Below are 26,871 nucleotides of genomic sequence, written 5' to 3'. Positions count from 1 at the left end.
GTTATACGACGGGTTCGTAGCGCCACCCGTCGCGATGCCATTGCATCGTGTGCGTCGGCTCGAGCGCCGCAAGAAACGCGGCGTCGTGCGACGCAACCACGATCGCGCCGGGGAAGCCGGCCAGCGCGCCTTCGATCGCACGCACCGATTCGAGATCGAGGTGATTGGTCGGCTCGTCGAGCAGCAGCAGTTGCGCGGGCGTGCCGCGCCACAACGCGCACGCGAGCGCGGCCTTCAGCCGTTCGCCGCCGCTCAGTTGCCGTGCGGGCTGCGTCGCACGCGTCGCGTCGAGCTGCAACAGCGCGAGACGGCTGCGCAGGTCGCCTTCGGCGAGCGGCGTATCGAGCAGCCCCAGTTGCGCGACGATCGAGCGCCCGGGATCGAGCAGCGCGAGACGCTGATCGAGATACGCGGCGCTCACGTGCGTCGTGCATGTACCTGAACGCGGCGCGAGCTCGCCCGCCAGCATCCGCAGCAACGTCGACTTGCCGCAGCCGTTCGGGCCCGTCAGCGCGATGCGCACGGCGCCGCTCGCCGACCACGTGATCGTGTCGGCGTCGCCCGCGACGCGCCACGGCAATTGTGCGCACTCGAGCGTGAACAACTGGCGGCGCGCGCTGACTTCCGTGCCCGGCAGCGAGACGAGCACCGGCGCGTCGGCTTCGACGCGCGCGGCCGCTTCCTGCACGCGCGTGTCGAGCGTTGCCTTGAAGTCGCTCTGATGACGCCGGACCGTCCCCATGATCGCGCGCGCCGCGCCCTTGCGGCTCTGGCGCGCCATCGACGACAGGTTGGCCGTCTTCGCATCGCGCAGCGATGCGGCCGCATGGCGCTGGATCGTGTCGTGCTCCTGTTCTAGCCTGCGCCTGACGCGGCTGCGCTCGGTGCGTGCGTGATCGAGCGCCGCTTGCGCAGCGTCCCGTTCAGCGTCGCGCTGCGCGCGGTAGAGCGCGTAGTTGCCGCCGTACGAGCGCGCGCCTTGCGGTGTCAGCTCGACGATGCGCTGCACGCCGGCGAGCAGCGCACGGTCGTGGCTCACGATCACGAGCCCGCCGCGCCAGCCGTCAAGCGCCGCACGCAGCCATGCGCGGCCCGGTGCGTCGAGATGGTTGGTCGGTTCGTCGAGCACCAGCAGGCCGGCGCCGGACAGCAGCGCGCCGATCAGCGCGACGCGTGCGAGCTGGCCGCCGCTCAGCGCATGCGCGGGCGTGTCGGGCCGCACGTCGTGCAGGCCGGCCGCGTCGAGCGCCGTGCGCAGGCGTTCCGCGAGATCCCAGCGATCGCCGATCAGGTCGAAGTCGTGCGGCTCCGCGTGACCATTCGCGAGACGCGCAAGCGCGCCGAGCGGTGCATCGAGCGCGGCGAGCTGCGCGACGGTCCGCGAGCCGGCCGCTGCATCGTCGTGCTGCTGCGCGACGTAGGCGATCGGCACATGCCGGTCGATCGTCCCCGAGCTCGGCGCGCAGCGGCCCGCGATCAGTTGCGCGAGCAGGCTCTTGCCGACGCCGTTGCGGCCGACGATGCCCGTCGGCGTGCGATCGATGGAAAGGTCGAGCGAATCGAACAGCGTGAAGCCGTCGTCGAAGCGGAAGGAAACGTGATGAAGCGCGACGAGCGCGCCGGTGGGCGTGGCTGCAGCCATAAGCACCTCCGAAAATGCGTGAAGACCTTCGCGCGGCGTGCGTGGCACGGCGGCGAAAACATTTCGGGAAGGCTTAGTTGTTCACTTTGGCTGGCGTCCGGTATGAGGAATAGGCGCGCAGTGTAGCAAGCGAAGCGCGCGGGCCGCAAGCGAGCGGCGCGAACGCCGTCGCTTGTGCGCCACGGGCGTTGGATCGTCGACGCAGATCACTTGTTGTGCGCGCCGCACCTTGCCAGCGCCTGGGCGAGCGTTTGCCCGTCCGGGCCGAGCGGCCTGTCGAGCGCTACGCGCCGGATCTCTTCGGCCGCCCGCGTGTCGCCGGCATGTGTCGCGAGCAGGTTCTCCGCCAGCGCGGCGGACAGGCAGGAAGCATCGAGCCGTCGCGCAATGGCGACGTTTCGCCGCGCTTCGTCGAAGCGGCCCTCGTGTACGCAAAGCACCGCCAGGCCGCCGTGCGCATCGGCGAAGCCGCGATCCAGTTCCGCTGCACGCTCGAAGCGGATACGCGCGGCGCCCGGGTCGTCGTCGAACAGATGAGCCCACGCGGCGGCGACCCATGCGCCGGCATGAATTTTCAGCAGATCCGCCGCGCGGTCGAGTGTACCGGCGGCGTCGGTGAAGCGTTGCTCCGCGAGATCGACGAGGCCGATGCCGAGCGTGGCGCGCGCGCCACCCGGACTGATTGCGAGTGCGCGGCGGAACAGGGCGCGCGCATCGTCGATCGAGCCCACATCGAGCGCGAGCAAACCGCGAACGGTCAGGCCGTCGGCCGTATCGGCCGACTGTTCGGCGTAGCGTCGCGCGCCGTCGAGATCCGCCGCGTCGAAGAGCGCGGTTGCGAGTGCGCCATACAGTTCCTGGCTCGCTGCGCGACTGTCGGCATGGTGCCGACCGAGCGCAATCGCGTCGTCAAGTTGCCCGAGATGATGCAGCACGCGCAACTTCAGCGGAATGGCGCGAGACTCGCCGCTCAGTGTCGCGTCGTCGAGCAGTTCGACCGCCTTTCCGAAGCGGCCGAGCATCGCATTCGCATAGGCCGCGTTGTAACGGATAGACGCATCGTCGTGTGTCGCGAGCAGCGGTTCGAATGCATGCAGCGCGGCGTCGAACCGATGCTGCGACAGCGCAGCAAGGCCGCGCAGGTTCGCAAGCGCAGCGGGCAGTGGAGCGCGGGCGGCGTGTCGATCGAGCAGTTCGTCGCACAGTGTGAAGCGGCGCGCGTCGAATGCTGCGGCGGCCGCATCGGCGAGCAGGTTGAGATTGCCGGGATCCGCTTCCAGGAACGAAAGCAAGCGCTCGACGCGGTGAGCGCCCGGTGCAGGAGAAACGGACGAGGTTGACGGTCGGGTAGGCATCGTCAAGATTCCTGATCGATGGATGCATTGAATGAGTTAACCACATGGCATTGTGAGCAGCACGCATAGTGGCTGACGTCTTCAGCATAACAGCGCACCGGTGAATTGACCAAATTGCGTGGGTGAGACAATTCCGTCTCGAAATCAGGCGAATAATCCACGCATCGTACTGTTCAGATTGATTCGGATTCGTACGAGCCGGTGGCGTGTCGCGCGTCTGAAGCGGGTGGATTGTCGTTGTGCGGAAAGCAAAAAAGTGAAGCTGAATACGGGCATCAATTTAGTTGCGATTCCTATTTTTTGAGATAAGTAAGGTGCAGTCGATAAAACCGTCGACGAAATCGCTCGAACGCGCAAATCGTTAAACAACCATCGAATTCCCCAGACAACCTGTTCACGGCGTGCCTGTTTCTTCCGGCAGCGCGTCATTCCAATCACGAACGGAATCGAGGGGCACATGGTAGCGATCGTCACGGGTAACGGGTTGGGCTTGCAGTCGTCGTCTGCATTGGGTCTCGGCGCACGCGGCCAGCTCGGCGAAGCGTCGGCTGGTCAGGCGGGCGAGCGGATCTACGTCAATGCGGCCAACGGCAACCTGATCGTCCAGGATCGCGACCTGATGCTGATCGGGCGCGGCGTCGACAGCGCGATCCATCGTGCATACAACAGCCAGGGAAAGTTCGCAGCCGACGGCTGGCGCCCGGGCAGCGCACGCACGGTCGGCGCGTTGTCCGGCAAGCAGAACGAGGCGGGCAGCACGATCACGCGCACCGACTGGGACGGCTCGACGGTCGTCTACGGTTATGACGTCCAGCGGCGGCGCTATGTCGCGACGAGCGGCACCGGTACGCGGGCGACGCTTGCCTATGACGCCGGAACGCGACATTGGACATGGTGGGACGGCGACAAGCGACTGTCCGAAATTTACGACGCGACGCGTGGCGGTCGCCTGGTCTCGGCGACGGATCGTGACGGCAACAAGGTCGGCTACGCCTATGACGGCACGGGCCAGTTGAGTCGCGTGACGACAGCCAGCGGCGAATCGACGTATCTGGACTACACGGCCGGCCGGCTCGCACGGCTGCGCACGGTCTGGATCGGTACGAACGGCGCGCAGCGCACGTCGACCGCGGTGCGCTACGGCTATGATGCGGCCGGCCGCCTGAGCACGGTGACGGTCGATCTGACGCCCGACGACAACAGCATCGCGGACGGCAAGGTGTTCACGACGACCTATCGCTACGACGGCGATAGCGAGCGGGTGGCGTCGATCGCGCAATCGGACGGCGCCGAGGTCGGATTCACTTATGCATTGCTGGGCGGCGAATACCGGGTGACGAGCGTTGCGCAGCGGGCTGACGGCGGCGTCGCGCGGGTCACGCGCCTGGCCTACGATCTCGGGGCGCGCCAAACGACGATTACCGATGCGCTCGGCGCTGCCACCGTACTCGCTTACGACGACGCAGGCCGGCTCGCCGAGATCGTGCCGCCAGTGGGCGGCACGCAGCGGTTTCATTACGACACGGCCGGCAACGTCGTGAAAGTGGAGGAAGCGGGCGGCGGCATCGAATACCGTTACGACGCGCACGGCAACCGGGTTTGGCAACGCGACGCCGCTGGAGGCGTGATCGAGTGGCGCTACGGCGAAAACGATGAACTGCTCGAGCAGACCACCCGCCTCGGTGGCGGCGAATCCACCGTTACCACCTATGTTTATGACGCGCGACGCCATCTCCGCTTCGTTGTCGATGCGGAGAGGCGGGTGACCGAATACCGGTACAACGGGGTTGGGCAGCAGGTTTCGGTGCTGACCTACGCCAGTGCCGGTTACGCGGAGGCGAGCTTCGGCGAAGCCGATCTGGCTCGCTGGGTAGCGGGCCTGGCCGACAAGAGCACCGGCACCCGCACCGACACGGCATACGATTTCCGCGGCAACGTCGCGAGCATCACGCGTTATGGCCGGCTGCTGAAGGACGGCTCGGGCGACGCGCGGGCAGGGGCGGGCGACGTGACGCAGACGCGCTACGTCTACGATCCGGCCGGCCGCCTGCTGCAGCGCTTTGTCGGCGCGCCGGGCAAGCAGCAGGCCGAGCAGTTCGTGTACGACGGTCTGGGGCGAATGTTGTCGGCGCGTCGCGTCGATGGAGCGACGACGCTTTATCGATACGACGACGCGCGGCACCAGACAATCGTCACGTTCAGCAACGGGCTCACGCGTACGTCGACCTTCAATGCTGCCGGAGAACTGGTGGCCGTTGCCGAGTCCGCAGCCGACGTGCTGCTGTCGCAGGTTGGCTATTCCTATGACGCCGCAGGCCGGTTGCGCATGGAAACCGATGCCGTTGGACAACGCACGCATCACCTGTACGATGCGGGCGGCCGCAAGATTGCGCAGGTCGATGCCGAGGGCGGATTGACCGAGTACGTGTACACGCCTGCGGGACAAGTTGCGCGCACGATTCGCTACGCGACGCCGCTTGCGGCCGGCCAACTGGCCAGCCTTGCGGATACTGGAGGACTCGATGGCACGGCCGCGCTCGACCGCGTGCGTTCCGCTGCCCATGCGGCCGACCAGAGCGAATGGCGCGCGTACGACGGCGCAGGCCGCATTGCGCGCAGCGTGACCGGCGACGGGGCGCTGACCGAGTACCGATACGACGATGCGGGGCGGTTGCTGCAGACCATCCAGTATGCAAGCCGCGTCGGCGTGAGTGGGGGCGACCCGGCATCCGGGCGGTTGCCGGCAGTATCGGCGGCCGACCGCACTACACGCTATTTCTACGACGGCACCGGCCTGTTGCGCGGGCAGCTCGATGCGGAAGGCTATCTGACCGAATACCAGTACGACATGGCGGGGCGTCGTATCGCGACGATCCGCTATGCGACCGCGGCGACCGACATCGATCGCGCGTCGACGTCGGTGGCCGATTTCCGTCCCCCGGAGAGCCGCAACGACATTCGCGAGCAGGCGAGCTACGACGCGCGCGGTCTGCTGCGCACGGAAATCGATGGTGAGGGGCACGCGACCGTCTACGAGTACGACGAGTTCGGTAACGTCGCGCAGCGTGTCCGCACCGAGCGGGCTGATCCGAGCGCCGCTCGCAAGTTGCAGACCGTGCGCCTCACGTTCGAGGCAAAGCTGATCCGGCCGAGGCTGGACGGCGTGGTCTTGAAGGTTCGGGTCGATGGCTACGAAGTCGGCAAGGTGGAGGTGATGTCCACGACCGCCCGGCGCTATGTGATCGATGTCGCAAATCTCGTACCGGCGGAGGATCATCGCGTCGAGTTCGTTCTCGCCTTATGGATGGACGAGGTGACGGTCCAGAACGGGATGTTTGGCGAGCGCGCGTTCGCGCAGCCCGGATCGAAGCCGAACGGCCAGCCGTCGAGCGTGTTCGAGAAAGGCCAGAACTATCTTCTCGATGGCGCCGGGACGGAGAAATACTGGCTTGCCGCGTCGATGAAACAGGAGCGGACCACGTACCGATACGATGCGATGGGCCGCCTGCTCGAACGGACGACGAGCGCGATGCGCGGCGCATCCGCGACCCGCTATACATACGACAGCGAAGGACGCGTGACGAGCGAAACAACCGGCGGCCGCACGTCGCGCTATCGATACGACGTGCAGGGCCGGCTGATCGCGCAGCTTTCAGGCGCGGGCAGCGAGGCCTTGGCGGCGCTCGGGGACAAGCCGACCACGGCGCAGGTCGACGCGGTGTGGCGGACCTGGGGCGAGCACTATACGTACGACGTGGCGGGACGGCGGACATCGTCGACGGACGCGAACGGCAATCGCACGATCTACTACTACGATGCGGCCGGGCGCATCACGCATCGGGTCAATGCACTCGGCGAGGTCGCCGAGCAGCGCTACGACGCGCTCGGCAATCTGACGCAAACCATTGCCTATGCGAAGCGCATGTCCGGCGACGTGTCCGGGGCGCTGACCGGAGGCGTGCTGACGGAAGCCGTGCGAAGGGCGGTTTTTGTGCTGGGCGACGGGAGCGTGTCGCGAGCGACGTTCGGTTATGACCGCACAGGCCGTGTTGTGTGGAGTGCCGACGCGCAGGCGTTCGTCACGTGGCGAACGTATGACGTGTTCGGAAACGAGATCTCCGCGCGCCAGGAACTGTCCGCTGGTGCACGGTCGACCCGTACGACCGACTATGACCGGCTCGGTCGCGCGATAAGGACGACCGTCGATCCGGGCGGCCTGAAGCTCGTCACGCATGCGGCGTACGACGCGTTCGGCCGCGAGATCGAATCGACCAACGCAAACGGCGTCGTGCGGCGCCGCGAGTACGACCGCAACGGCAATACGGTCGTTGTAACCGACGGTCTCGGCCGACGGAGCGGGATGACCTACGACGCGTTTGGCAACGTGCTGACGCGTACCGACCGCACCGGTGCGACGACGCGCTACGTCTACGCGCCGGAAAAGCGCCAGTTGACGGTTTCGATGGACGACGGCGTCGAGACCACGACGACTTTCGACGAATTCGGCCAGACGGTTGCGCTGACCGACGGGCGGGGCCAGACGACGCGCTATGCGTATGACCGGGACGGTCGCCTCACCGGCACGACGACGCCAACAGGCGTCACCCGCCAGCGCTTCGATCGCGCCGGCCAGTTGATCGAGACGGTGGACGGCCGCGGCGTGCGGACCACCTGCGCGTACGATGCCGCCGGGCGCGTGCTGACGCGCACGCTCGATCCGGGCGGGTTGAACCTGACGACGTGTTTCGAATACGACGCCAAGGGGCAAGTGGTTCGGACCACGGAACCGTCGGGAACGGTCGTCGTGACCGAATACGATCTGAACGGACGCAAGGTCGTCGTCGTGACGGATGCCGGCGACGGGCGGCTCAACCTGCGCACCACGTTCGAGTACGACGCGTCCGGCAAGGTGCTGACGACGACGGAGGGCACGGGTGCGCGCACGACCCGTCACGAGTACGACGCGGCGAGCCGCCTGATTCACACGGTCGTCGATCCGGATGGCCTCGCGCTCGCGACTCGCTACGAGTACGACGGAAACGGCAACGTAACGCGGATGATCGACGCGGCGGGCGGCGTGACGCGCTACGGTTATGACGCGGAAAACCGGCGGATATGTGAGGTCGGCCCGACAGGCGCGATCGTGCTGAGCCGCCTCGACGCGGAAGGGCGCGTGGTTGCGCGCACCGCGTATGCAATTCCGAACGCCGGCTTGCTCGGTGACGCTGGTGGTCCGCTGTCGGTCGGCGACATGGAGGCGCGCATCGCGGCGTCGCCCGACCGCGACCGGACGGTTCGCCATGTCTACGACGTCAACGGGCGGGTGCGTTACACGTTCGACGCACTCGACGCGTTGACCGAATTCCGCTACGACGAGAACGGCAACGCCGTCTTCATGGCTCGGCATGGCCGGATTATCGACGCAACGCAGTCGTTGACCGAGGCGTCGATCACGAGGCATTTGCGAGGTATCGGTCTCAACGATGACCGGGACGCGAGTCGCGTGACGCGCACCGTTTACGACTCGGCCAACCGGGCCGTCTTCGTCGTCGATCCGCTGGGCTACGTCACGCAGAATCGTTTCGACACCAACGGCAATCTGGTCGAGCGCATCAATTTCTGGTTTAGCGGCTGGAAAGTGATGAGCGGTTTTATCGAACCGAGCGAAAAAGACATGCTCGACTGGGCGAAAACCGGGAAGTTCATGAGCACGCGCGTCACGAACTGGCGTTACGACAATGCTGGCCGGGTGACGGAGAGCATCGACGCGGAAGGCTACCGGACGCGCCACGAATACGATGGCGCACTTCTCCGGAGAACAGTTCGCGATGGCGAGGTAGTCGATCGAGAGCGCGGCAAGCTGGCCGGTGTATTCGAGAAGCTGCTGCCCACGAAACCATCGATTGCCGCGACGGCAGTAACGGAGTATCGGTACGACGGTGCGGGGCGGGTGACCGACGTGATCGACGCGGCTGGCGTCGCCACGCATTACGTGCTGGACGCGTTTGGCCGCGCCGTGGAAACGATTCGCGCAAACGGCACCGATCGACAGGTGTCGACGCACGCGACCTTCGATGCTGCCGGGCGCATGACCCGGGAAGTCCAGGCATCCGGCACGTCGGTTGCCGCTGCCGTCGCCTACCGGTATGACGCGCTTGGCAATCTGGCTGTACGCGTCGATCCGCGCGGCGTCGAACTGGCGGAAACCGACAGCGACTGGGCGCTCGCGCAGCGCAAGGCACTCGGCTACGTCGATGCGCAGGGCCGCGCGCTGGCCGCCGCCGCGCTGACGGCTGCGCAGCGAGAGGAACTGGCCGACCGGTACGCGACACGTTACCGCTACGACGCGGCGGGCAGATTGATGGAGGAGACCGATCCACTCGGTCATGCGGATCGAACCACGTACGACGCGTTCGGCGACGCGGTTGAGCGCGTGACGAAAGGTGTGGCCGCGAAGCTGTTCTACGATGGGCTTGGGCACGTCGTCGCGCAGGTGAATCCGGACGGCGCGGTGATTCAGACCGAATACAGCGCGTCAGGGCAGCCGGTTCGCGTGGCGCGCTTCGCGAAAGGCACGCTCGACTGGATGGCGATTGCCGCGAACGGCAACGCGTCGGCGGTGCTGTCCCGGCTGCAAGGCCAGCCCGAGGCCGTGACGCATCTCGAATACGACAAGCTCGACCGGTTGGTGAAATCGACCGACGCCGAAGGTGGAAGCGAGGTTTATGGGTACAACGGGTTCGGCGACCGTACCAGTTATCAGAACAAGGTCGGCGCGGTGTTCGAGTACGGCTACGACAACCGCGGCCTGCTGATCTCCGAGAGGCTGCCCGTCATGTCGAACGGCAGCACGGTGGAGAACCGCCATCTTTATGATGCGGGCGGCCGCCGCATTGCGACGATCGAGGCGGTGTACTCGCCCGAGCAGCGCACGACGCGTTTCGAATACGACGCGCTCGGTCGTCTGATCCGCCAGACAGGGGATGCGGTAACCGTGCGCACGGCGTCGGGCGACTTGCGCACGGTGGAGCCGGTCGAAACCCGCGGATACGATGCGCGCGGCAACCTGATCCGGCAAACCGACGCGAACGGCAACACGACCACCTGGTATTACGACGCCGCGAATCGCCGGACCGCCGAAGTGAGTGCGACAGGCACGCTGACGCAATGGACCTACGACGCGGCTGGCAACCGGACTGTCGCACGCGTGTTCGCCGATGCTGTCGTGCCGACGGCCGGCGCCGAGCCGCCCGCCCCGATTCATGCGGACCGCGTTCGCGAGACGCGCTATCGCTACGACGAGAACAATCGGCTGATCGAATCGCGCGTGCTCAACGTGGCGACCGGGTATTTCGATCCGTCGGCGGGAGAGACGCAGCGGGGCGAATACTTCATCACGACGGGCAGCGAGCTCGTCACGCGCTATCGCTACGACGGTGCGGGCCGGTTGATCGAGCAGACCGATCCGGCCGGCAACCGTACGCTCAGCCTCTATGACCGCATGGGCAACAAGATGCTCGAGGTCGACGGCGCCGGCTACGGAATTCGCTGGGAGCGCGACGCCGAGGGGCGCGTGCTGACGGAGACGCGTTTCGCGGCACGCTATCCCGATCCGATCGCGCCGAATCCGGCACTGGCCGACACGCTCGCGGCGAACTGGCCGACGAGCGCCGACGATCGGGTAACGCGCTACGTGTGGGACGGCAACGGACGGCTCGTCAGCGAAACGCGGCAAGGTGTGCAGCATGCGGCGGTCGACGCGAACGGGCGGCTCGCGGAACGGATTGCCGACGCGACGACGCGGTACGCCTATGACGCCGAAGGCCATCTGCTTCGCAAGACGGACGCGAACGGAAGCCAGTTCGATTTCACCTACGACGCGCTCGGCCGGCAGACGAGCCAGACGCTGCCGCAGTTCGTCGATCATCTGAACCGTCAGGTGCGGTCCAGTATTTCGTTCGAATACGACGGCTTGAACCAGGTCGTCAAGGAGACGAAGCATGGCGACTCGGCTCAGGTGACGACATATAAGTACGGCGCGGGCGGGCGGTTGGCGTCAAAGACCAACGCACTTGGCGTGGTCACGCAATTCGGCTATGACGCGGCCGGGAACACGGTGCTGGTCAGTTTTCTGCGTGCGGATGCGGATGGGCGGAAGCAGCGCGACGAAACTGCGATCGGCTACGACGCTGCGCATCGTGAGATTTCGCGGATCACGCGCTCGCGCGATCCGGGTAGCAATGCCGTGCTGGCAGGTGGCGTGCTGCGTGAGCAGCGCTACAACACGTTCGGCGAGGTCGTCGGGCGCCGGACGGGCGGCGGCGGGCCGAACGGCGAGTGGCAGGAATATGCGGATTACAACAATGCCGGTTGGGTCGTGCGCTCGAATTTCGGCGACGGCGTGTCGCGGCTGTTCCTGCACGACCGCAACGGCAACGCGACGCTGAAGGTCGAGTCGATGGAGACCGACCTGCGCGGCCATGCGATCGAGACCGGCGACGATCTCGTCGGGCTGCTCAAGCGTGCGGACATGATGCAGACGTATACGCGGTATGACGCGCGCAACCAGGTGATCCAGGTGCGGCAGCCGAAGACGTCGGGCGGGGCGCCAAGGGTGAGTTTCAGTCCGGTGGATATTCCGATTGAGGGGGGGCGGTTCGCGAATACGCAGTTGACGATCAGTGGGTGGTTGCCGAAGGGGCAGAGTGTCGTGGGGCCAGCGCAGCCCATTGAGTCCGGCTCGATTATCGGGAGCGGTACGGCTGGCCTTGGCCCTGCGTCGCTCGCGGTGAATTGGACACCGGGGGACAGGTCGCTGATCAATATGCGCTTTTCCGTCGACTCTATTGAACTGAGGCTCCAGGATATCCCTGGCGACTATAAGCTGGAAGCGCGCGTGTCGTGGGAATTGACGGACAGTAGCGGCGGCTTCCCTCAGGCAGGTAGCCTGACGTCGGTGCTTCCGTCAAACGGTGGGGCCACCAAGATTCCTTTGGGGCTTAAATTTGACCGCAAATCCAGTGCCGGTAGTCTGTTCAAATACAAGCTGGAAATATATGCCACGCCCAGGAGCGGTAGCGGTGGTGCGGAATTGGTCGGGTCAACGGATCAGCAAGGCAAGCTCACGATGCCGGCGAGCGGCAGTTTGCAGGAAAATGCGCCGGCAAGAACAGGGGAGTCGCTCGTCTACCTGCGTGTTCCGACAAGCCCGTTGACTGTCCCTCAGCGTGCGATCGTTGGGTTGAACTGGACGACCAGTTCGCCGGCGAACCCGTTGATGGTCTCTTTTGTCGTCCATTCAATCGATTTGGCATTGCCCGATCTCACGGGGCAGTACGGTGCTTACGACCTCGAGGCACGCGTTTCATGGATAGTAGGTAATCCAGAATATAACCCTCAAACGGGAAATTTGACGGCCGTGTTGCCTTCAGGTGGCGGTTCGGCTGCGATCCAGATCAACCGTGGATTCTGGTGCAACAATCGCTACTCGGACTTCAAATACACGTTGGAGATCTACGCAAGGCCGAAGAGCGGAAACGGTTCGCCTGAACTGATTGTATCGACCACTCAATCTGTGCCGATAATAACTGTCGTTAGCGATCACATGGTCCTAACGTCAAGGAAAGACGGCGAAGCGTTTATCGACCTGAATACCTCGCAAAATCGATTGACGCTTGCGCAGCATTCGCTTCCGGAGGGTGCCCGAGGCGCGCTTTACTACCGATCGGCCGGTTCGAACTTGGCTTTCCAGCAGTTGCCGAAGGCTGCCGACAGCCAACCCAACTCGTTCAGCGTCAATTCAGGGGGGCTGCCCGCTGGCGACTACGAAATGATTTTCATGGCCGTGTCGGACGGAAGCGACGGGCGAGAACCCGGCACGCTGTTGCGTCGAGATGGCTACACAGTGCATATCTCGCGCACGGGCAATTCTCGAATCGAATCGTCGCCGATCGCGCTCGACACAGCCACGGTGCGTCCGTCATTCTTGACGGACACCACTGGCAATTTCGTATGGACCGCGCCACGCACGCTTGACATGTATGCGTTGCGAACCAAGGAAGGCGTGATCGCCGATGCAGTCGATGTGCGAATTCGTCGGGCCGGTTTGGCCGGATATCTGGATGAATGGAGACACATCGAGCGTGATGCCGTCACGGGCGCGTTGCGACTCGATCTGGCGGCGCTAGGAGCCAGCGAATACCAGATAGAGATGCGTCTTCACAAAGGCGGCGCATATCTCGATACACTTCGCAGCCAGGTCCGGATTCCCGACGACGGCCGCGCACCGGAGATTTCGGTCAACTATCTAAGCAACGCGCGCGGTTCGGCGACGTTCCACGCGCAGCCGGCCGACACCGATCACTTGATGGTGTCCTGGGAGCACGGCGGGGCGACCCATTACCGCAAGGTCGAGCGTGTCGGCGGAGATTTCACGTGGGATACGTTGGCCGAGGGGGACCTGCTCCCGTCTGGCACCTACTCGATCAAGTTCACCGCATACGATGCATATGGCCGTCCGCTGTCGATGGGAAAGGGCAATATCCTGATCGGGGGCGAAGGCGTATCGAGCGCGACGCTCGAAGGCAGCGAACTGCCCTGCATCTTCGAATTCAGTCCGCAGGACGACCACGGCAGAAGGCTCGAGAATGCCCAGACGCTGGTTCTCTACTACCGTCCGGCGCCATACACCCAAGCCGATTACGACAAGCCTTTTTCCGAGGCGATCCTCACCCGCGACGGCGCCGGCCGCTTCCTGTTCGACGCGACATCGCTGCCGACCAACGCCGAGTATGAATACCGCTATCTCGCGAAGGACGCGCAAGGCAACGTGCTGACCGAACGTCAGAGCTATTTCCTGACGGGCACGCGAAACAATCCGGTGACCAACGTGGATATCGTCGGCGTGATCGACGAAACCGCGAAGGACATGACGATCGACCGGATGCAATCGCACAACGCGTTCAGCGAAGTGTCGGCGGAGCGCGACGGGCGCGGCAACTGGACCTATTCGTCCTACAACACGATGGGCCGGCTGACGCTGAAAAGCGAGCCGGAGATCGGCGTCACGCTGGCGGACGGCTCGAAAGTTCGCGTCGCTCCGGAAACGCGCTTCCACTATGACCTGACCGGCAACCTCGTCGGCATCAAGGACGCGAACGGCAATCTGTCGACGCACCAATGGAATTACGGATTGGCGCAGCCGGCGGTCGCGCGGTCATGGGATGCGCTCGGCCACGACAAGCGCTTCGCGTACGACGTGCAAGGCAACCTGCGCGTCCAGTACGACGAACTGAACCGCCGCACCGACTTCACCTACGACCTTGGCGACCGATTGATCCGTATCGATCGACCGGCGCTGACGAGCGGCGCGAGCGCGGGGCGGCGCAGCACCGACCGCTACGAATACGACGCGGCCGGCAACCGGATCGCGCACATCGATGCAGTGGGCGGGCGCGAGCGGACCTACTACGACAGCGAGGGTCGGGTCGTTCGAACGGTGAGCGCGGCGGGCCGGACGATGCGGTACGACTACCGTTGGGCGTCGGCGATCGGTACGGCGGGCGGCGGCGCGAGCGGCGGCTGGATGAAGACGACGACCGACGCGAACGGCCGGACGATGACCGACGAGACGGACCTGTTCGGCCGTCTGATGAAGCATACGGATCTTGGCGGACGGGCATTCGACTACACGTACAACCTGGCCGGCCTGCTGACGCGGCAACGCGGCACGAGCGGCCAGGACGTGAGCTACGAGTACTACTCGCACGGGTTGGTGCGAGCGATCCGTGACCGTGGCACGCAGACGGAGTCGTTGTACGAGTACGACGGCGACGGCAACCGGACGGCGGAGTTCTTCCGCTCGATCTCCGGGGCGTATGTGTTCGCGCAATCGTACGTCGAATACGACGCGGCGAACCGCGTCACGGCGATCAAGGACGACGCGTACCAGGTGCGCTACGAATACGACGCGGTGGGCAACCGTCGGCGGATGACGGCGGATTACACGGACCTCGTCGGCTACCACAAGAAGACGCAGGACTACTGGTACGAATACGACGCGTTGAACCGCTTCACGGTGACGATGGGCGTGCTGTCGGACGGCCGGATTATCGCGGGCCCGAAGGGCGGAGACGGCGTGCAACTGGGCTACAACGCGGCGGGCGAGCGCGTGCTGGCGGTGTATGCGTCGGACGGCCGGACCGAGCGCTACGAGTACGACGCGAACGGCTACCTGACGAACCAGTCGATCAACGGCGTGATGGTGCGCGAGCGGGAGAACGACCTGCTGGGCCGGGTGACGGGCTACACGGCATACACGGCGGACCGTTCGAAACGAACGGAGCAGGTGACGCGGCAATACGACGCGGACGGCCTGCAGACGAGCGAACGTGACGTGCTGGAAGGGGCGACGACGCGCTACGTGCGGATGTCGGACGGGACGCTGGAGCGCACGGAGCGTCGCCCGGACAAGGGCGACGGCACGACCGTGACGACGACGCATACATACGAGTGGTGGGACGGCGCGAAGCAGAAGGCGACGGTGTCGCAGGGGACGAACCCGAACGCGCCGGGCTGGAAGCCGGCGTCGAGCTACTACAACTACGACGTGAACGGGAACCTGAAGTCGGTGTACGACGACGGGGGCGGGCAAGGGGGGAAGGCGCGGGCGTTCAGCTACTGGACGGACCTGCGTGGGCAGGTGCAGCGGCGTGACGAACTGGTGGGGGTGTCGATCGCGCCGGACGGGGTGATCACGGGCGCGCAAGGGGACCGCAAGCACAACTATTACTACCTGAATGGCCACCGGGTGGGGAACGTCGGGAACGACGGAGTCGAGAAGGTCGACTACGTGCAGGAACTGGCGGGGAAGCTGGGCAAGGGCAAGGAGAGCCAGTACCGGGTGACGACGCCGGTGAGCGTGGCGGACTTCGACGAGAACTACCTGCGCATCGACGGGACGTATCCGGGGACGAGCCCCGGGACGTGGACGGTGCGCGAGGGTGAAACGCTGAAGTCGATCGCGTCGGCGTTGTGGGGGGACGAGACGCTGTGGTACGTGCTGGCGGACGCGAACGGTCTGAAGAGCACGGACGAGCTGAAGGCTGGGCAGACGCTGACGGTGCCGAACAAGGTGACGAACGTGCACAACACGGCGAGCACGTTCAAGCCGTACGACCCGGGTCAGGCGATCGGGGATACGCAGCCGACGCTGCCGGACCCGCCGCCACCGCCGGGAAGGGGAGGCGGGTGCGGCGGGTTCCTGCCGGTGATCGCGATCGTGGTGGCGGTGGTGGCGACGGTGATGACGGCAGGGGTGGCGGCCTCGGTGATGGCGCCGACGGCGACGGCCGGGATGAGCACGTTTGCGGCGGGAACGGGGGCATTGACCGGCACGTTGGGGGCAGCGGGTGCGGGTGCTGCCGCGATCGGTGGCGCGGTAGGTGCGGTTGCGTCGCAAGGTGTGATGATTGCAGGCGGAGCGCAGAGCGGGCTGGACTGGAAGGGCATCGCGCTGGGAGCGGTGGGTGGGGCTGTGACGGCGGGCGTCGGGAGTGCGCTGGGCTTGGCGAATACGACAGCGTCAGCGGTAATGCAAGGCGCGGCGCGCTCGGTGGCGACGCAGGGCATTGGTGTGGCGACGGGGTTGCAGCATAGCTTCGACTGGAAGGGCGTGGCGGCGAGCGCAATTGCATCCGGGGTAGGATTCGAGGCAGGACGAATGATTGGCTCGTCGATGTCCGGTACGAATCCGGACGTAGGGCGGTTCATAACAAGGGTAGGCTCGGGCGTGGCCGCAGGTGCGGCGAGTACGGTGGTGCGAGGCGGGAGCCTGGGGCGCAATGTCGGGGCAATCGCGATGGATGCGATCGCTTCCACCGTTGGCAATATGGTGGTGGATCAGGTGCAAGCTGGCTCCGTTGGGAAAACCAACACGAAGCCGATGCATCCCGACGACGCTCGATTCTTGGGTGCGCTGACCGGTGCAATTGAGGCGTACAGCAATACGCCGAGCCCGTATGCAGGGGCTCAGTTTGCTGGGCCCGGTGCACTGCCACTTGATGCAATCAATGTAACGGCATCGGGTTCGACAAGCGGTCTGGGCGCACTGTATGGAACTGGTTACGACGGCGCATTTGCGGCGTGGTTGGGTGATACCCGGCTGAATCTGAACGATGCGGTGTTTCGGTCGGCGATGAGTGAAACGGGTACTGGCATCAGGCTCGCGCAAACCGACGGTGGTTTCTGGCGTGGTCTTGCGGGTGGCACGCGCAATGTGTTCGAGACGCCTGCTCCGCTGTCGGAAAAGATTGGCGCTGGCGTGCGGGCGGTGGGCGCGTTCATTGCGGATCCGCTGATTGAATTGGGTAATCAGTATCGGGACGTGTTCTCTGCGGCGGGCGGTGCGACGGGCGGTTGGCGCAGTGGCTTTGCGCAGCAGGTATCGGACGGGAGCTACGGTGGAGCTGCACTGACTGAATTGGGCATGGTTGCCGGCACAGCACCGATGGCCGGAGCAGCGCTGAGAGGGATCAGCTTGGCCGCGCCTGCGGCAGTTGAGACCTTCGGGCCGACGATTAATCGTGCGATGAACAGCTACATGACGCGTAGCGGAATGCAGCTGAATGTCGTAGAAACAGGGTCATCCGGGATAGGTAGAGTTGGCTTGGTTGATCTGTCATCTGGTGATGTTGCGCCCGGTTTCTATCGTGCAGATCCGGCTCAGATTCGGTTTACGCAGTCAGATGCCAGTCCATTTTTCTCGAAGGGCGGTACGATTGACGGCCTAGTTTCGGACCTCCGGTCCGGCAAGGTCACCGCAGACCAAGTCGGCAATCCGCTTCAGGTTGTGATGCACGAGGGCCTTCCGTTCTCAATCGACAATCGTCGCCTTGTTGCGTTCAACTTAGCAGGGGTGAAGGATGTTCCGATCCAGATTGTGACTTTAGATAACCCGGCGGTGGCCGCACGTTTCTTCGATCGATTTGATCCGATTGGAGGAATCGGGAAGAATATCGTTCTTGCTCCGAGTTCTGCGCGAACACCGGCTCAACTACTGCTTAGGGATTCGGGATTGATAAAGGGGGTTCAACTTGGGCACTGATGCGAAAGAGGTTCTTGCTCCGCAAGACTTCGAGACTTGGCCGATTTGGCGTTACGACGATGAAGATGATCTATATCATCCGGTAACGAGCGTTGACCAACTTCCTGAATCGGAGCGAGCGTTGTCTATTCGTGCGAACTTCAAAACACCAGACGGTCGATCGTTCGCTGGCTACGTTGTTGGCATTGAGCGGGTCTTCTCCTTCGGTTTGTTTGGGGGAGGCCGTGTATTCCATGTCAACATGAATCTACCGGATCTCTCTGCTAAGCAACTGAATGCATTCCTCCAGGTGCAGTCACGTGAGTCTGGCCAGACATTCGAATCCCTGTTCCCATTGACGTACGCTTCTTCGATCAACGAAAAGCCGTTCGTGGACTTCAGCGGCCAGTTTGACGGTCTTCCAACGACGAAACATTAGACGAGTTCGTCGCATATAACGAACACGAACGTCCGCTTAAGCGGGCTTCGTTGTTTGTGCGCTCGACGCGTCAGAAGATCTGTTTTGCAACGCGCCGGCGCCCCTCGTCATCGAGGTGCATTACGCGAATTCCGGCAATCGCGTGACGCAGCCAGTCATCGGCAATAGCGCGTGTTCGTCATTCGCGGCGGCCGCTGGCGAGGCCAGCAATTGCCGCATTCCAGCACTGACCGTTGCGCTATCGTCGGTCCCGTTTGCAGCGGAAATATCGTGTTGGTCCAAAACGCACCACTCCCTTGAAATAGCACAGACAAGACACACGCGCCAAAACGCGTGCAAACCGGTCGCTCAGGCAAGCGTGGTAAGGGTTGAGGTGCACCACGTTGCTGAGCGGTGAAACGTTGTCGAGGCGGCCCCGGATCGCGAGGCTTCTCGAGTCTAACGCCAGACTTTTGGTCCTTGGCCCAAGCGAAGGGAGAGATGAGTCAAGCGTTCTTGGAGCGGTCGCAATTGCCCAATGGACAATGGTTTGGTAGCTCAAGTGGTGTTGACTTTCGTTTCTTTCTGCCAACGAATAACGCACCATTGTGGCGCGGTTATCCAATTTTCACACCATGAAAATCGTCGCAGAAGTATTTAAATTGTCAAGTGGCTCCCTGATCCCGCAGTTCTACTGCCACGATGAGAATGGCATTGTAGTAAGGGAGGTAACTGACACGCTCCTCGATTTGGTCGCCGAATCTCTTCCGAATCAGCTCGAGCGGCTGGTGACTATTATGGTCTCAGCGCAGCAGGGGAGATATGAACGCACTGATCCTTTGCTAGCCGATTGGAGCGTGAATGACAAGCTTGTCTGGATTGGACCGCCTCGGGTTGAGTCTGGATTTGTCCTTATTTCGAATGAAAATATCCCTGATTTTTCCATGGGCGACGGAGAGCCTCAGAAGTTCTCAATAGAACAATTCATGGGAGCAGTAGCGCATTGGATTAAATTCTACAAAATGCTTGCTGAATTCGGGAAGGAGGGCTTCGTAGGGAAGCGGTTCGAAGGCGTGATTTGATGCTGTGCACCAGAGTTGCAATACAGGGACGGTCATTTTGCACCGAACCGCTTCACGGTGACGATGGGCGTGCTGTCGGACGGACGAATCGTCGCAGGTCCGAAGGGCGGGGACGGCGTGCAACTGGGCTACAACGCGGCGGGCGAGCGCGTGCTGGCGGTGTACGCGTCGGATGGCCGAACTGAGCGCTACGAGTACGACGCGAACGGCTGCCTGACGAACCAGTCGATCAACGGCGTGGTGGTGCGCGAGCGGGAGAGCGACCTGCTGGGCCGGGTGACGGGCTACACGGCATACACGGCGGATCGTTCGAAGCGAACGGAGCAGGTGACGCGGCAGTACGATGCGGACGGCCTGCAGACGAGCGAGCGCGACGTGCTGGAAGGGGCGACGACGCGCTACGTGCGGATGTCGGACGGGACGCTGGAGCGCACGGAGCGTCGTCCGGACAAGGGCGACGGCACGACCGTGACGACGGCGCATACATACGAGTGGTGGGACGGCGCGAAGCAGAAGGCGACGGTGTCGCAGGGGACGAACCCGAACGCGCCGGGCTGGAAGCCGGCGTCGAGCTACTACAACTACGACGTGAACGGGAACCTGAAGTCGGTGTACGACGACGGGGGCGGGCAAGGGGGCAAGGCGCGCGCGTTCAGCTACTGGACGGACCTGCGCGGTCAGGTGCAGCGGCGTGACGAACTGGTGGGGGTGTCGATATCGTCGGACGGAGCGATCACGGGGGCACAGGGGGACCGCAAGCACAACTACTACTACCTGAATGGCCACCGGGTGGGGAACGTCGGCAACGACGGAGTCGAGAAGGTTGACTACGTGCAGGAACTGGCGGGGAAGCTGGGCAAGGGCAAGGAGAGCCAGTACCGTGTGACGACGCCGGTGAGCGTGGCGGACTTCGACGAGAACTACCTGCGGATCGACGGAACGTATCCGGGGACGAGCCCCGGTACGTGGACGGTGCGGGAAGGGGAGACGCTGAAGTCGATCGCGTCGGCGTTGTGGGGGGACGAGACGCTGTGGTACGTGCTGGCGGACGCGAACGGTCTGAAGAGCACGGACGAGCTGAAGGCTGGGCAGACGCTGACGGTGCCGAACAAGGTGACGAACGTGCACAACACGGCGAGCACGTTCAAGCCGTACGACCCGGGTCAGGCGATCGGGGATACGCAGCCGACGCTGCCGGACCCGCCACCACCGCCGGGAAGGGGAGGCGGGTGCGGCGGGTTCCTGCCGGTGATCGCGATCGTGGTGGCGGTGGTGGCGGTGGTGATGACGTACGGAGCGACGTCGCCCTACATGGCTTCGTTGGCCGGCTCGGCGGGATTGACCGGCGGCGCAGCGTCGACGGCTGCTGCGGTGGGCGCGGGGGCGGTGGCAGGTGCGACGGGCGCGCTGGCAAGCCAAGGGGTGATGATTGCGGGCGGCGCGCAAAGCGGGCTGGACTGGAAGGGCGTGGCGCTGGGGGCGATGGGCGGGGCGGTTGCCGGAGGGGTGACGAGCGCGATGCCGGCCGGGTCGTTCGGCACGGCCGCTGCCCAGGGCGCGGCGCGCTCGGTGGCGACGCAGGGGATTGGTCTGGCAACCGGGTTGCAGGATCGCTTCGACTGGAAGAGTGTGGCGGCGAGCGCGATTGCGTCGGGGGTGGGCTACGCGGCGAATCAAGCGATCGGTCAGCTGCAATACGGTGATGCGTGGAAAGGGATGACGCCGTCGGCGCTGCGGGCGGATACGTTCAACGCGGCGGTGCGCGGATTCGGTGTTGGCATGGCGGCCGGGGCGGCGAGTACGGTGGTGCGGGGCGGGAGCCTGGGGCGCAATGTTGGGGCGATTACAATGGATGCGATCGCTTCCACCGTCGGCAATATGGTGGTGGATCAGGTACAAGCAGCGTCGCTCGACTCGACAACGCGGCGTACGCAGGACGCGATTGCTGCGGTCAACGGACAGATTTTGCCGGGTGGGCTAGGTGGAGTTGGCAGCGGATTCGTGGCACCGGAGTCGACCTACAGTAATGCAGCCTTGCTGTACGGCGCATACGGTGGTCTGGTCGACACGACGCCGACAACCTACAGCAGCGCATCAGTGTTGTATGGCGTTGGAGGAGGCGCTCCGGCGGCTCCTACAGTGCTGGCTGGACAGCCTTTTAGAGCGCAGTTTCCTGATGCTTCGCCGGGCATACAGGTAGCCGATGCCAGCGAATTCTTTGCGAAGCTTGGAAAAGACGCCACCATGCGAACGGACGCCATGTTGGCGCCGTATAAGCTCCCACCTCTCGATCCGCTGGCCGGACAGCCCAAGCTAGTGCCGATGGACGCAGCCGCTTCACGCGCGAGTTCAGGTGCTACGTTCAGGCGTTTTATGGAGACGCAGGGCACGCAGCCGATTGGCGGGCTGATGGCGAATGCGGCGATCCAGGCAACAGGAAACACTGGGTATGCAGTGGCCGTTGCTGATGCAGCGGGGCCTCTGGACGCATTATGGGCACCGGCCGGAGGACGTTTCAATTCAGTCGCGAGCGTGCGTCGCGGACAGCCCGCACTCGAAAGTGTGGGCCCTTCCGCGACTTTGTCACGTATCGAGTCGAGATTTGGAGCTTCTACTAGAGAGGTTGGTTTTATCGTTGATTCCGCTTCCGGAAACATACTGACGGTTGCGAGGCAGTCGTATGGTCAATCAAGTGCAAGTTTCAAGTTTGGGCCTGAACAATGGGCACTGGCGGAAGGGAACTGGATTACTCACAATCATCCGAGTGGTCTGACGTTAGGGATCGAAGATCTTGCCGGCGCGGTCGCATCCGGTGCACGTGGAATTCGCGCTTCGACAGCAATTGGCACATATGAACTAACTTTTGACCGATCGTTTGGTGCTGCATATCGTAGCGATTACGCTGGGGCATATGGCTTCTTGCACGCTCAGACGAACGAAATCGGAAGAGGCATCATGGCAGATATTCGGTCTGGAGCGATGGCGGTTCCACAGGAACTGCAAGGCGCACAGCGTCGAGGATTCCTGGCGGACGAAATGTGGTTCCGATTTTCGTCTCAGATGCCTAACCTTAAGTACAATTTTTATCCGAGGTAATATCAATGGATCGCAAACTTCCGGGAAATCTGGATGCGGCAGCAAAATTTGGGCTCAAGCTTCTCGATGAGAAAAGTAGACGAGAAGTTTCCAAAATTGGGATTTTCAATCCACACATGAAATACGAAACCGATTTTATGATGGTGATTGGAGGTGGCTTGGGAATTGTCGATCGACAGAACATCGATTTGTTGCGTGATATCGAAAATAACCATTCAGATCAACTTCATTTTTTAGAGCTGCAAGAAGGAGAGGTGGACGTCGAGGTCGCGATGAGAATCGTCATGGCGGCAATTTCGCGAGAAGCGCTAAAGAAGGTCTAGGGAAACGCTGATTTAATCGTCCGCACGCCCCGCGAACCCTTGTCGGGCTGTGCTCCGTGACACGCATTTGGCCTTTAATCAGTGTTTCCTTAGCGGAGTTTGCGGCCGGTGCTACAGGGCGTTACGTGACTGCCTATCAAGATGGGCATCTTGGAAACACTCTGTTGAATGACGCTGGCAGCGCGGTGCATGGTGCAGTGATGTCGTCGCCAGTCGGGCTGGTGAATGCTTTGGCTCATAGGAGCGAGTTGGGTGGGTACGAGCGACTTGGTGGTGCAGCGCTCAATGCCGCACTTGTGGCAGGCGGGATCAGCCGATTGGGTGGTATCTCAGAAATAATGGCAATGAATTCCGGTGGAGATCGTCTCATCGGAATGATGGGGGCAGCTCGGATCAACAACTCTCTTGAGTTTAATGCAATTGTTAATGACCTAAAGGCAAAAGGTGTGGATATTAGTTATCGTTCAGGTCAATATGCATACGGACCAGCACCGAGTGGTGGGCGCCCAGGCAACATCATTTTTGATCGAGACGCCTCAATATCAGCTATTCGACATGAGTATGGGCATTTCCTTGATGACGCGGCTCTCGGATTCCCCGGTCAGCGTTTCTACTACGAGAATCCGAGCGCGCGATTGGCCACGGAGCGTCGACAGTATTTGGGAGAGATTCGTACGGCTAGAAGCTTGGGCGATGCTGCTGCTCGCCGTCAGCTTATTGAAGATTACTTGGGCGAGAAAAGGTACCTCATTGATAACTACTACTTCAATCCTTACGGCTTTAGATAATTGGGGGTTGTGATGTTGTTTCCTGAAAATCCAGACAAACGGCCGATCCTTTGGGATGCGCTGGCGAAGCAATTGGTGCAGATCGAAATGTGCTTCGTCATCGAAAGAGGGAGTGGAGATTCTTCTGCAGAAGCGCGGCTGCTAAATGAAGAAATGGCGAGAGAGGCGATCGAACGTTTGAGGAGTTCTCAGATTTGTCGAATTAGTGCCGATCGTGGAATTGCGATGTCGCCTCATTTTTCTGGAACGGTTAATGGTAATTCGATTTTTATAAATGAGATGATCTGCATGCCGGATATTGGGGGGGGCACGATTCGTCTCGATCGACTTCGACATGACATAGAGGTGGTTGTGTTGAATCTGCTGTTTGCTCGCGATGGTGCAAGCAGAGTGACTATTCCCTTGCATTTGAATCCTTGGGGCATGAAGGATGCCGATGTTGTATCGACGGATCAAGGATTGGTATTTGAAAAGAAAGTGTGAATAAAAACTAGACGCCAGAAAATTCTCGGATTGAGCGTCGAAGACATGCGCATTATCAAAGCTCTGAGAGATAAGGGGATTTAAAGTGCGGAGGGGATTTTATATTCGAGATGTCTTTCGCTTGTCGAGCGGTGTGACTGTGCTGGCTTGCGAGGGGGGGGCAATTTGGACGGGGAGATTGCTGGTCGCCGAGCGACACTTCTGGTTAAAGGCGGGATTCGTCAAAAAAATAGTTATAAGGGGGGCGACATATGCTCAATCAATCTGCGAACGTTGACCAACGTGCGTTCGAGACTATCGATGTAGTTGAGCTACGGGACGACGAGATACGTAGCGGAGTTCGGATGGTGCTGTCTGATTAGTTGGTCCCGAAAGTTGAAGGTCGAAGACTGTTTGTTTGCAACCAAGAGAGGGAATTTAATAAATGCAGTTGAAGAAATTGATTCCACTGGGTGTTTCGTTTTTGATTCTGGCAGGCTGCGCATCGGTGCCGATGGGCGATCCACAACGCGATGCCGAGCTGAAGACGTTCAGCGCGCCGCAGGATAAGGCGGCGATTTACGTGTATCGGAACGAAAGCATGGGAGGTGCCGTCAAGATGACGGTGACGCTTGATGGTAAGACTCTGGGCGATACTGCCGCGAAGACTTACCTGTATAGCGAAGTTGAACCCGGTCGCCATCAGTTGGTCTCGAAGGCGGAAAACGATTCGACGCTTGATGTGGATACGGTTGCCGGAAAGATCTATTACGTCTGGCAGGAGGTCAAGATGGGCATCATGTACGCTCGCAGCAAGCTGCAACTCGTTGACGACACGACTGGGCAAGACGGGGTGAAAGAATCGAAGCTGGCAGTTCTGAAATCAGAGCAAAGCGGCGACGCAAAGTGACGTGCTGTTGCTGCTGGCGCCTGCATCGACACCCGCGGATGTGGGCGTCGATGCAGTGTTCAGCCTCTCTCTGCAGTGTCAGCGAAAAGGCTCGTTGACGTGCATCCCTCGGATTCCGTGGAGTCAGACATCATGCGCGTACCAACCCACGTACGAAACAGTCGCTCAGTCAAGTATGGCGTGGGTTTGGGCGCACGACATTGCCAAGCGGAGAGGCGTCGCCGTGGCGGCTGCAGATTTCCTTGTCTATATCAATGGTCAGAGGGCTGATGTTGATAACGCCCTGAATGAGCCCCGATTCGCGATGAAAGACGACCACCAGAACCTCCCGACATCCGTCGACATCCCCGGCGGCAAGCGCACCGATTTTCCCGACGGCAGCCACCTCATCGAGGGGCCCGACGGCGAAAGATACCTCGTCTCCGAATCAGGCGAAATCAACGCGACCGTTCCCGAAATCCGTCGGGTGCAGATCGACGATCTCTCGCTGATCCTTCGGCACGAGATCGCCCACGTGCACGAAACGACGTCCCACACCTTGCACTTCGTCGGAGGCGGGGTCTTTTCCTACCTGCATCAACGCGGCGGCCCCGGCATGTCGATCCATGCAAACCGCATCGTGTTCCGGACGCTACCTGGCGGGGCGATCGTAGTGTGCGGCTCGGCCCCAAGCAATGCACCGGGCAGGGCGCCGAGCGCTACCCGCTAGAAAACACCCGTGGGTTTCACCGCCCTCGACGCGATTGCCCGATCTCGCGCACCACGTCACCCACCAGCGCCGACGCGCTCCTGTCCTCCATGACCCCCTTGCACGCCCAATCCACCATCTCCTGAAACTCGGGTTCGTTGGCGAGCCTCGGGCCGAATTCGTACCGCAGCGCGACGTCGATCACAGCTCGCGACAATCGCGTGGCGTCGTCGATGCCGGCGGCGTGCAGCGCACTGATCCTCTTCTGTAATAGCGTACGCAAGTCCGCAACCGCCGCGCGTGCGTCGATCGGGTTGCCGTCTCGTACAGCCTTCGGGCCTGCCTGCCGACTTGCCGGACGCCGCGTCCGGTCGACGATCTGCTGCCGCAGCAACGCCAAAACTCGATTGATTGTCGAAACGGGATCCATGAACACTCCGATGGTCGTCAATGACGCGTCCGTGACGCGAGATAGCCGGACAACAGAAGGTGCCCGCTCATTGCTTCGTCGTCGACCTTTCGCGTCAGCGTCTCGAGGTGCGCGACGATCGTCTCGATGTATCCATCAATACCCGGATAGCGCTGGTTCACCGCGAGCCCGCGCTTCAACCAGTCCAGCGCGGCATCGAATCGGTCGTCGCACAGCGCCAGCAGTCCCGTCTTGAACAACCACAGCGCATCGTGTTGCGACAGCCTTTCGTCGAGCGTCGCCCAGACGGCCGTTGCCTCGGAAACTTGCCCGTCGAGCAAATCGATCATCCCGAGCATGAAGCGCGCAATGTCGAAATCCGGTGCGAGAGCAATGGTCCGCGTGAAGTCGGCACGCGCTTCGTTGCGGCGCTTCTGCCCGGCGTAGATCGACCCGCGCAGGAACCATAGCCGATGATCACCCGGCCAGTGCGCAAGCGCAGCGTCGAGTTGAACGAGCGCCTCGCGGTCGGGGCCGCTCATCAGACGGGCAATGTCGTCCATCGTATCGTCGTCGCACAGCATGACGTCATCGTGGTTGCGATTCATCGAGATCT

The 26,871-nt window shown here is 62.5% G+C and carries 13 protein-coding genes; 9 read left to right on the top strand and 4 right to left on the bottom strand.

Going from position 1 to position 26,871, the window contains the following annotated elements:
- Position 1 precedes the first annotated feature (1 nt).
- Both LXM88_RS20955 and LXM88_RS20950 read right to left on the bottom strand, forming a co-directional pair.
- Positions 2-1,642 carry an ABC-F family ATP-binding cassette domain-containing protein gene (locus LXM88_RS20955; protein ID WP_262537337.1) on the bottom strand — a complete coding sequence of 547 codons (1,641 nt, stop codon included), beginning with the start codon at positions 1,640-1,642 and terminating at the stop codon, positions 2-4.
- A gap of 206 nt (positions 1,643-1,848) precedes the next feature.
- Positions 1,849-2,997 (bottom strand): tetratricopeptide repeat protein, encoded by a 1,149-nt coding sequence (locus LXM88_RS20950; RefSeq protein ID WP_262537333.1) that lies wholly within the window; start codon positions 2,995-2,997, stop codon positions 1,849-1,851.
- Between the two features lie 457 nt (positions 2,998-3,454).
- On the opposite strand from LXM88_RS20950, the gene LXM88_RS20945 reads away from it, so the two are divergent.
- The 9 genes from LXM88_RS20945 to LXM88_RS20905 all read left to right on the top strand — a co-directional run bounded on the left by LXM88_RS20945 (position 3,455) and on the right by LXM88_RS20905 (position 25,867).
- Positions 3,455-18,100 carry a LysM peptidoglycan-binding domain-containing protein gene (locus tag LXM88_RS20945; RefSeq protein ID WP_262537330.1) on the top strand — a complete coding sequence of 4,882 codons (14,646 nt, stop codon included), beginning with the start codon at positions 3,455-3,457 and terminating at the stop codon, positions 18,098-18,100.
- Positions 18,090-18,518: a hypothetical protein gene (locus LXM88_RS20940; RefSeq protein WP_262537327.1), complete on the top strand. Its 429-nt coding sequence runs from the start codon at positions 18,090-18,092 to the stop codon at positions 18,516-18,518. Before LXM88_RS20945 ends, LXM88_RS20940 begins: the two co-directional genes overlap by 11 nt.
- Positions 18,519-19,132: 614 nt before the next feature.
- Positions 19,133-19,579, top strand: a complete 447-nt coding sequence (locus LXM88_RS20935; protein WP_262537324.1) for a hypothetical protein — start codon at positions 19,133-19,135, stop codon at positions 19,577-19,579.
- A gap of 15 nt (positions 19,580-19,594) precedes the next feature.
- Positions 19,595-22,675 (top strand): LysM peptidoglycan-binding domain-containing protein, encoded by a 3,081-nt coding sequence (locus tag LXM88_RS20930; protein WP_262537321.1) that lies wholly within the window; start codon positions 19,595-19,597, stop codon positions 22,673-22,675.
- A 5-nt stretch (positions 22,676-22,680) separates the two neighbouring features.
- Positions 22,681-22,998, top strand: a complete 318-nt coding sequence (locus LXM88_RS20925; RefSeq protein WP_262537318.1) for a hypothetical protein — start codon at positions 22,681-22,683, stop codon at positions 22,996-22,998.
- A 125-nt stretch (positions 22,999-23,123) separates the two neighbouring features.
- A complete protein-coding gene (locus LXM88_RS20920; RefSeq protein WP_262537315.1) occupies positions 23,124-23,786 on the top strand; it encodes a hypothetical protein in 663 nt (220 codons plus the stop codon).
- A 12-nt stretch (positions 23,787-23,798) separates the two neighbouring features.
- A complete protein-coding gene (locus LXM88_RS20915) occupies positions 23,799-24,269 on the top strand; it encodes a hypothetical protein (RefSeq protein WP_262537313.1) in 471 nt (156 codons plus the stop codon).
- Between the two features lie 424 nt (positions 24,270-24,693).
- Entirely contained in the window at positions 24,694-25,158 is a 465-nt protein-coding gene (locus LXM88_RS20910; protein WP_262537309.1) for a DUF2846 domain-containing protein, read from the top strand.
- Between the two features lie 223 nt (positions 25,159-25,381).
- Positions 25,382-25,867: a hypothetical protein gene (locus tag LXM88_RS20905; RefSeq protein ID WP_262537306.1), complete on the top strand. Its 486-nt coding sequence runs from the start codon at positions 25,382-25,384 to the stop codon at positions 25,865-25,867.
- A gap of 16 nt (positions 25,868-25,883) precedes the next feature.
- On the opposite strand, the gene LXM88_RS20900 is transcribed toward LXM88_RS20905, so the two are convergent.
- Together LXM88_RS20900 and LXM88_RS20895 are read right to left on the bottom strand one after the other, a co-directional pair.
- On the bottom strand, positions 25,884-26,276 hold the full coding sequence (locus LXM88_RS20900) for a hypothetical protein (protein ID WP_262537303.1): 393 nt from the start codon (positions 26,274-26,276) through the stop codon (positions 25,884-25,886).
- Positions 26,277-26,293: 17 nt separating this feature from the next.
- Complete coding sequence (locus tag LXM88_RS20895) at positions 26,294-26,863, bottom strand: tetratricopeptide repeat protein (protein WP_262537301.1); 570 nt, start codon at positions 26,861-26,863, stop codon at positions 26,294-26,296.
- Positions 26,864-26,871: the final 8 nt, after the last annotated feature.

Source organism: Burkholderia sp. S-53 (genome assembly GCF_025560745.1).
Taxonomy (GTDB): domain Bacteria; phylum Pseudomonadota; class Gammaproteobacteria; order Burkholderiales; family Burkholderiaceae; genus Burkholderia; species Burkholderia pyrrocinia.
The sequence above is the reverse complement of the archived record's forward strand: the minus strand, read 5'-3'. Positions and strand labels throughout refer to the sequence as shown.

What these genes read in the sequence shown, in the direction of transcription:
- LXM88_RS20955 (WP_262537337.1), bottom strand. Translation starts at nt 1,642, where the DNA reads ATGGCTGCAGCCACGCCCACCGGCGCGCTCGTCGCGCTTCATCACGTT.
- LXM88_RS20950 (WP_262537333.1), bottom strand. Translation starts at nt 2,997, where the DNA reads ATGCCTACCCGACCGTCAACCTCGTCCGTTTCTCCTGCACCGGGCGCT.
- LXM88_RS20945 (WP_262537330.1), top strand. Translation starts at nt 3,455, where the DNA reads ATGGTAGCGATCGTCACGGGTAACGGGTTGGGCTTGCAGTCGTCGTCT.
- LXM88_RS20935 (WP_262537324.1), top strand. Translation starts at nt 19,133, where the DNA reads ATGAAAATCGTCGCAGAAGTATTTAAATTGTCAAGTGGCTCCCTGATC.
- LXM88_RS20925 (WP_262537318.1), top strand. Translation starts at nt 22,681, where the DNA reads ATGGATCGCAAACTTCCGGGAAATCTGGATGCGGCAGCAAAATTTGGG.
- LXM88_RS20915 (WP_262537313.1), top strand. Translation starts at nt 23,799, where the DNA reads ATGTTGTTTCCTGAAAATCCAGACAAACGGCCGATCCTTTGGGATGCG.
- LXM88_RS20910 (WP_262537309.1), top strand. Translation starts at nt 24,694, where the DNA reads ATGCAGTTGAAGAAATTGATTCCACTGGGTGTTTCGTTTTTGATTCTG.
- LXM88_RS20900 (WP_262537303.1), bottom strand. Translation starts at nt 26,276, where the DNA reads ATGGATCCCGTTTCGACAATCAATCGAGTTTTGGCGTTGCTGCGGCAG.
- LXM88_RS20895 (WP_262537301.1), bottom strand. Translation starts at nt 26,863, where the DNA reads ATGAATCGCAACCACGATGACGTCATGCTGTGCGACGACGATACGATG.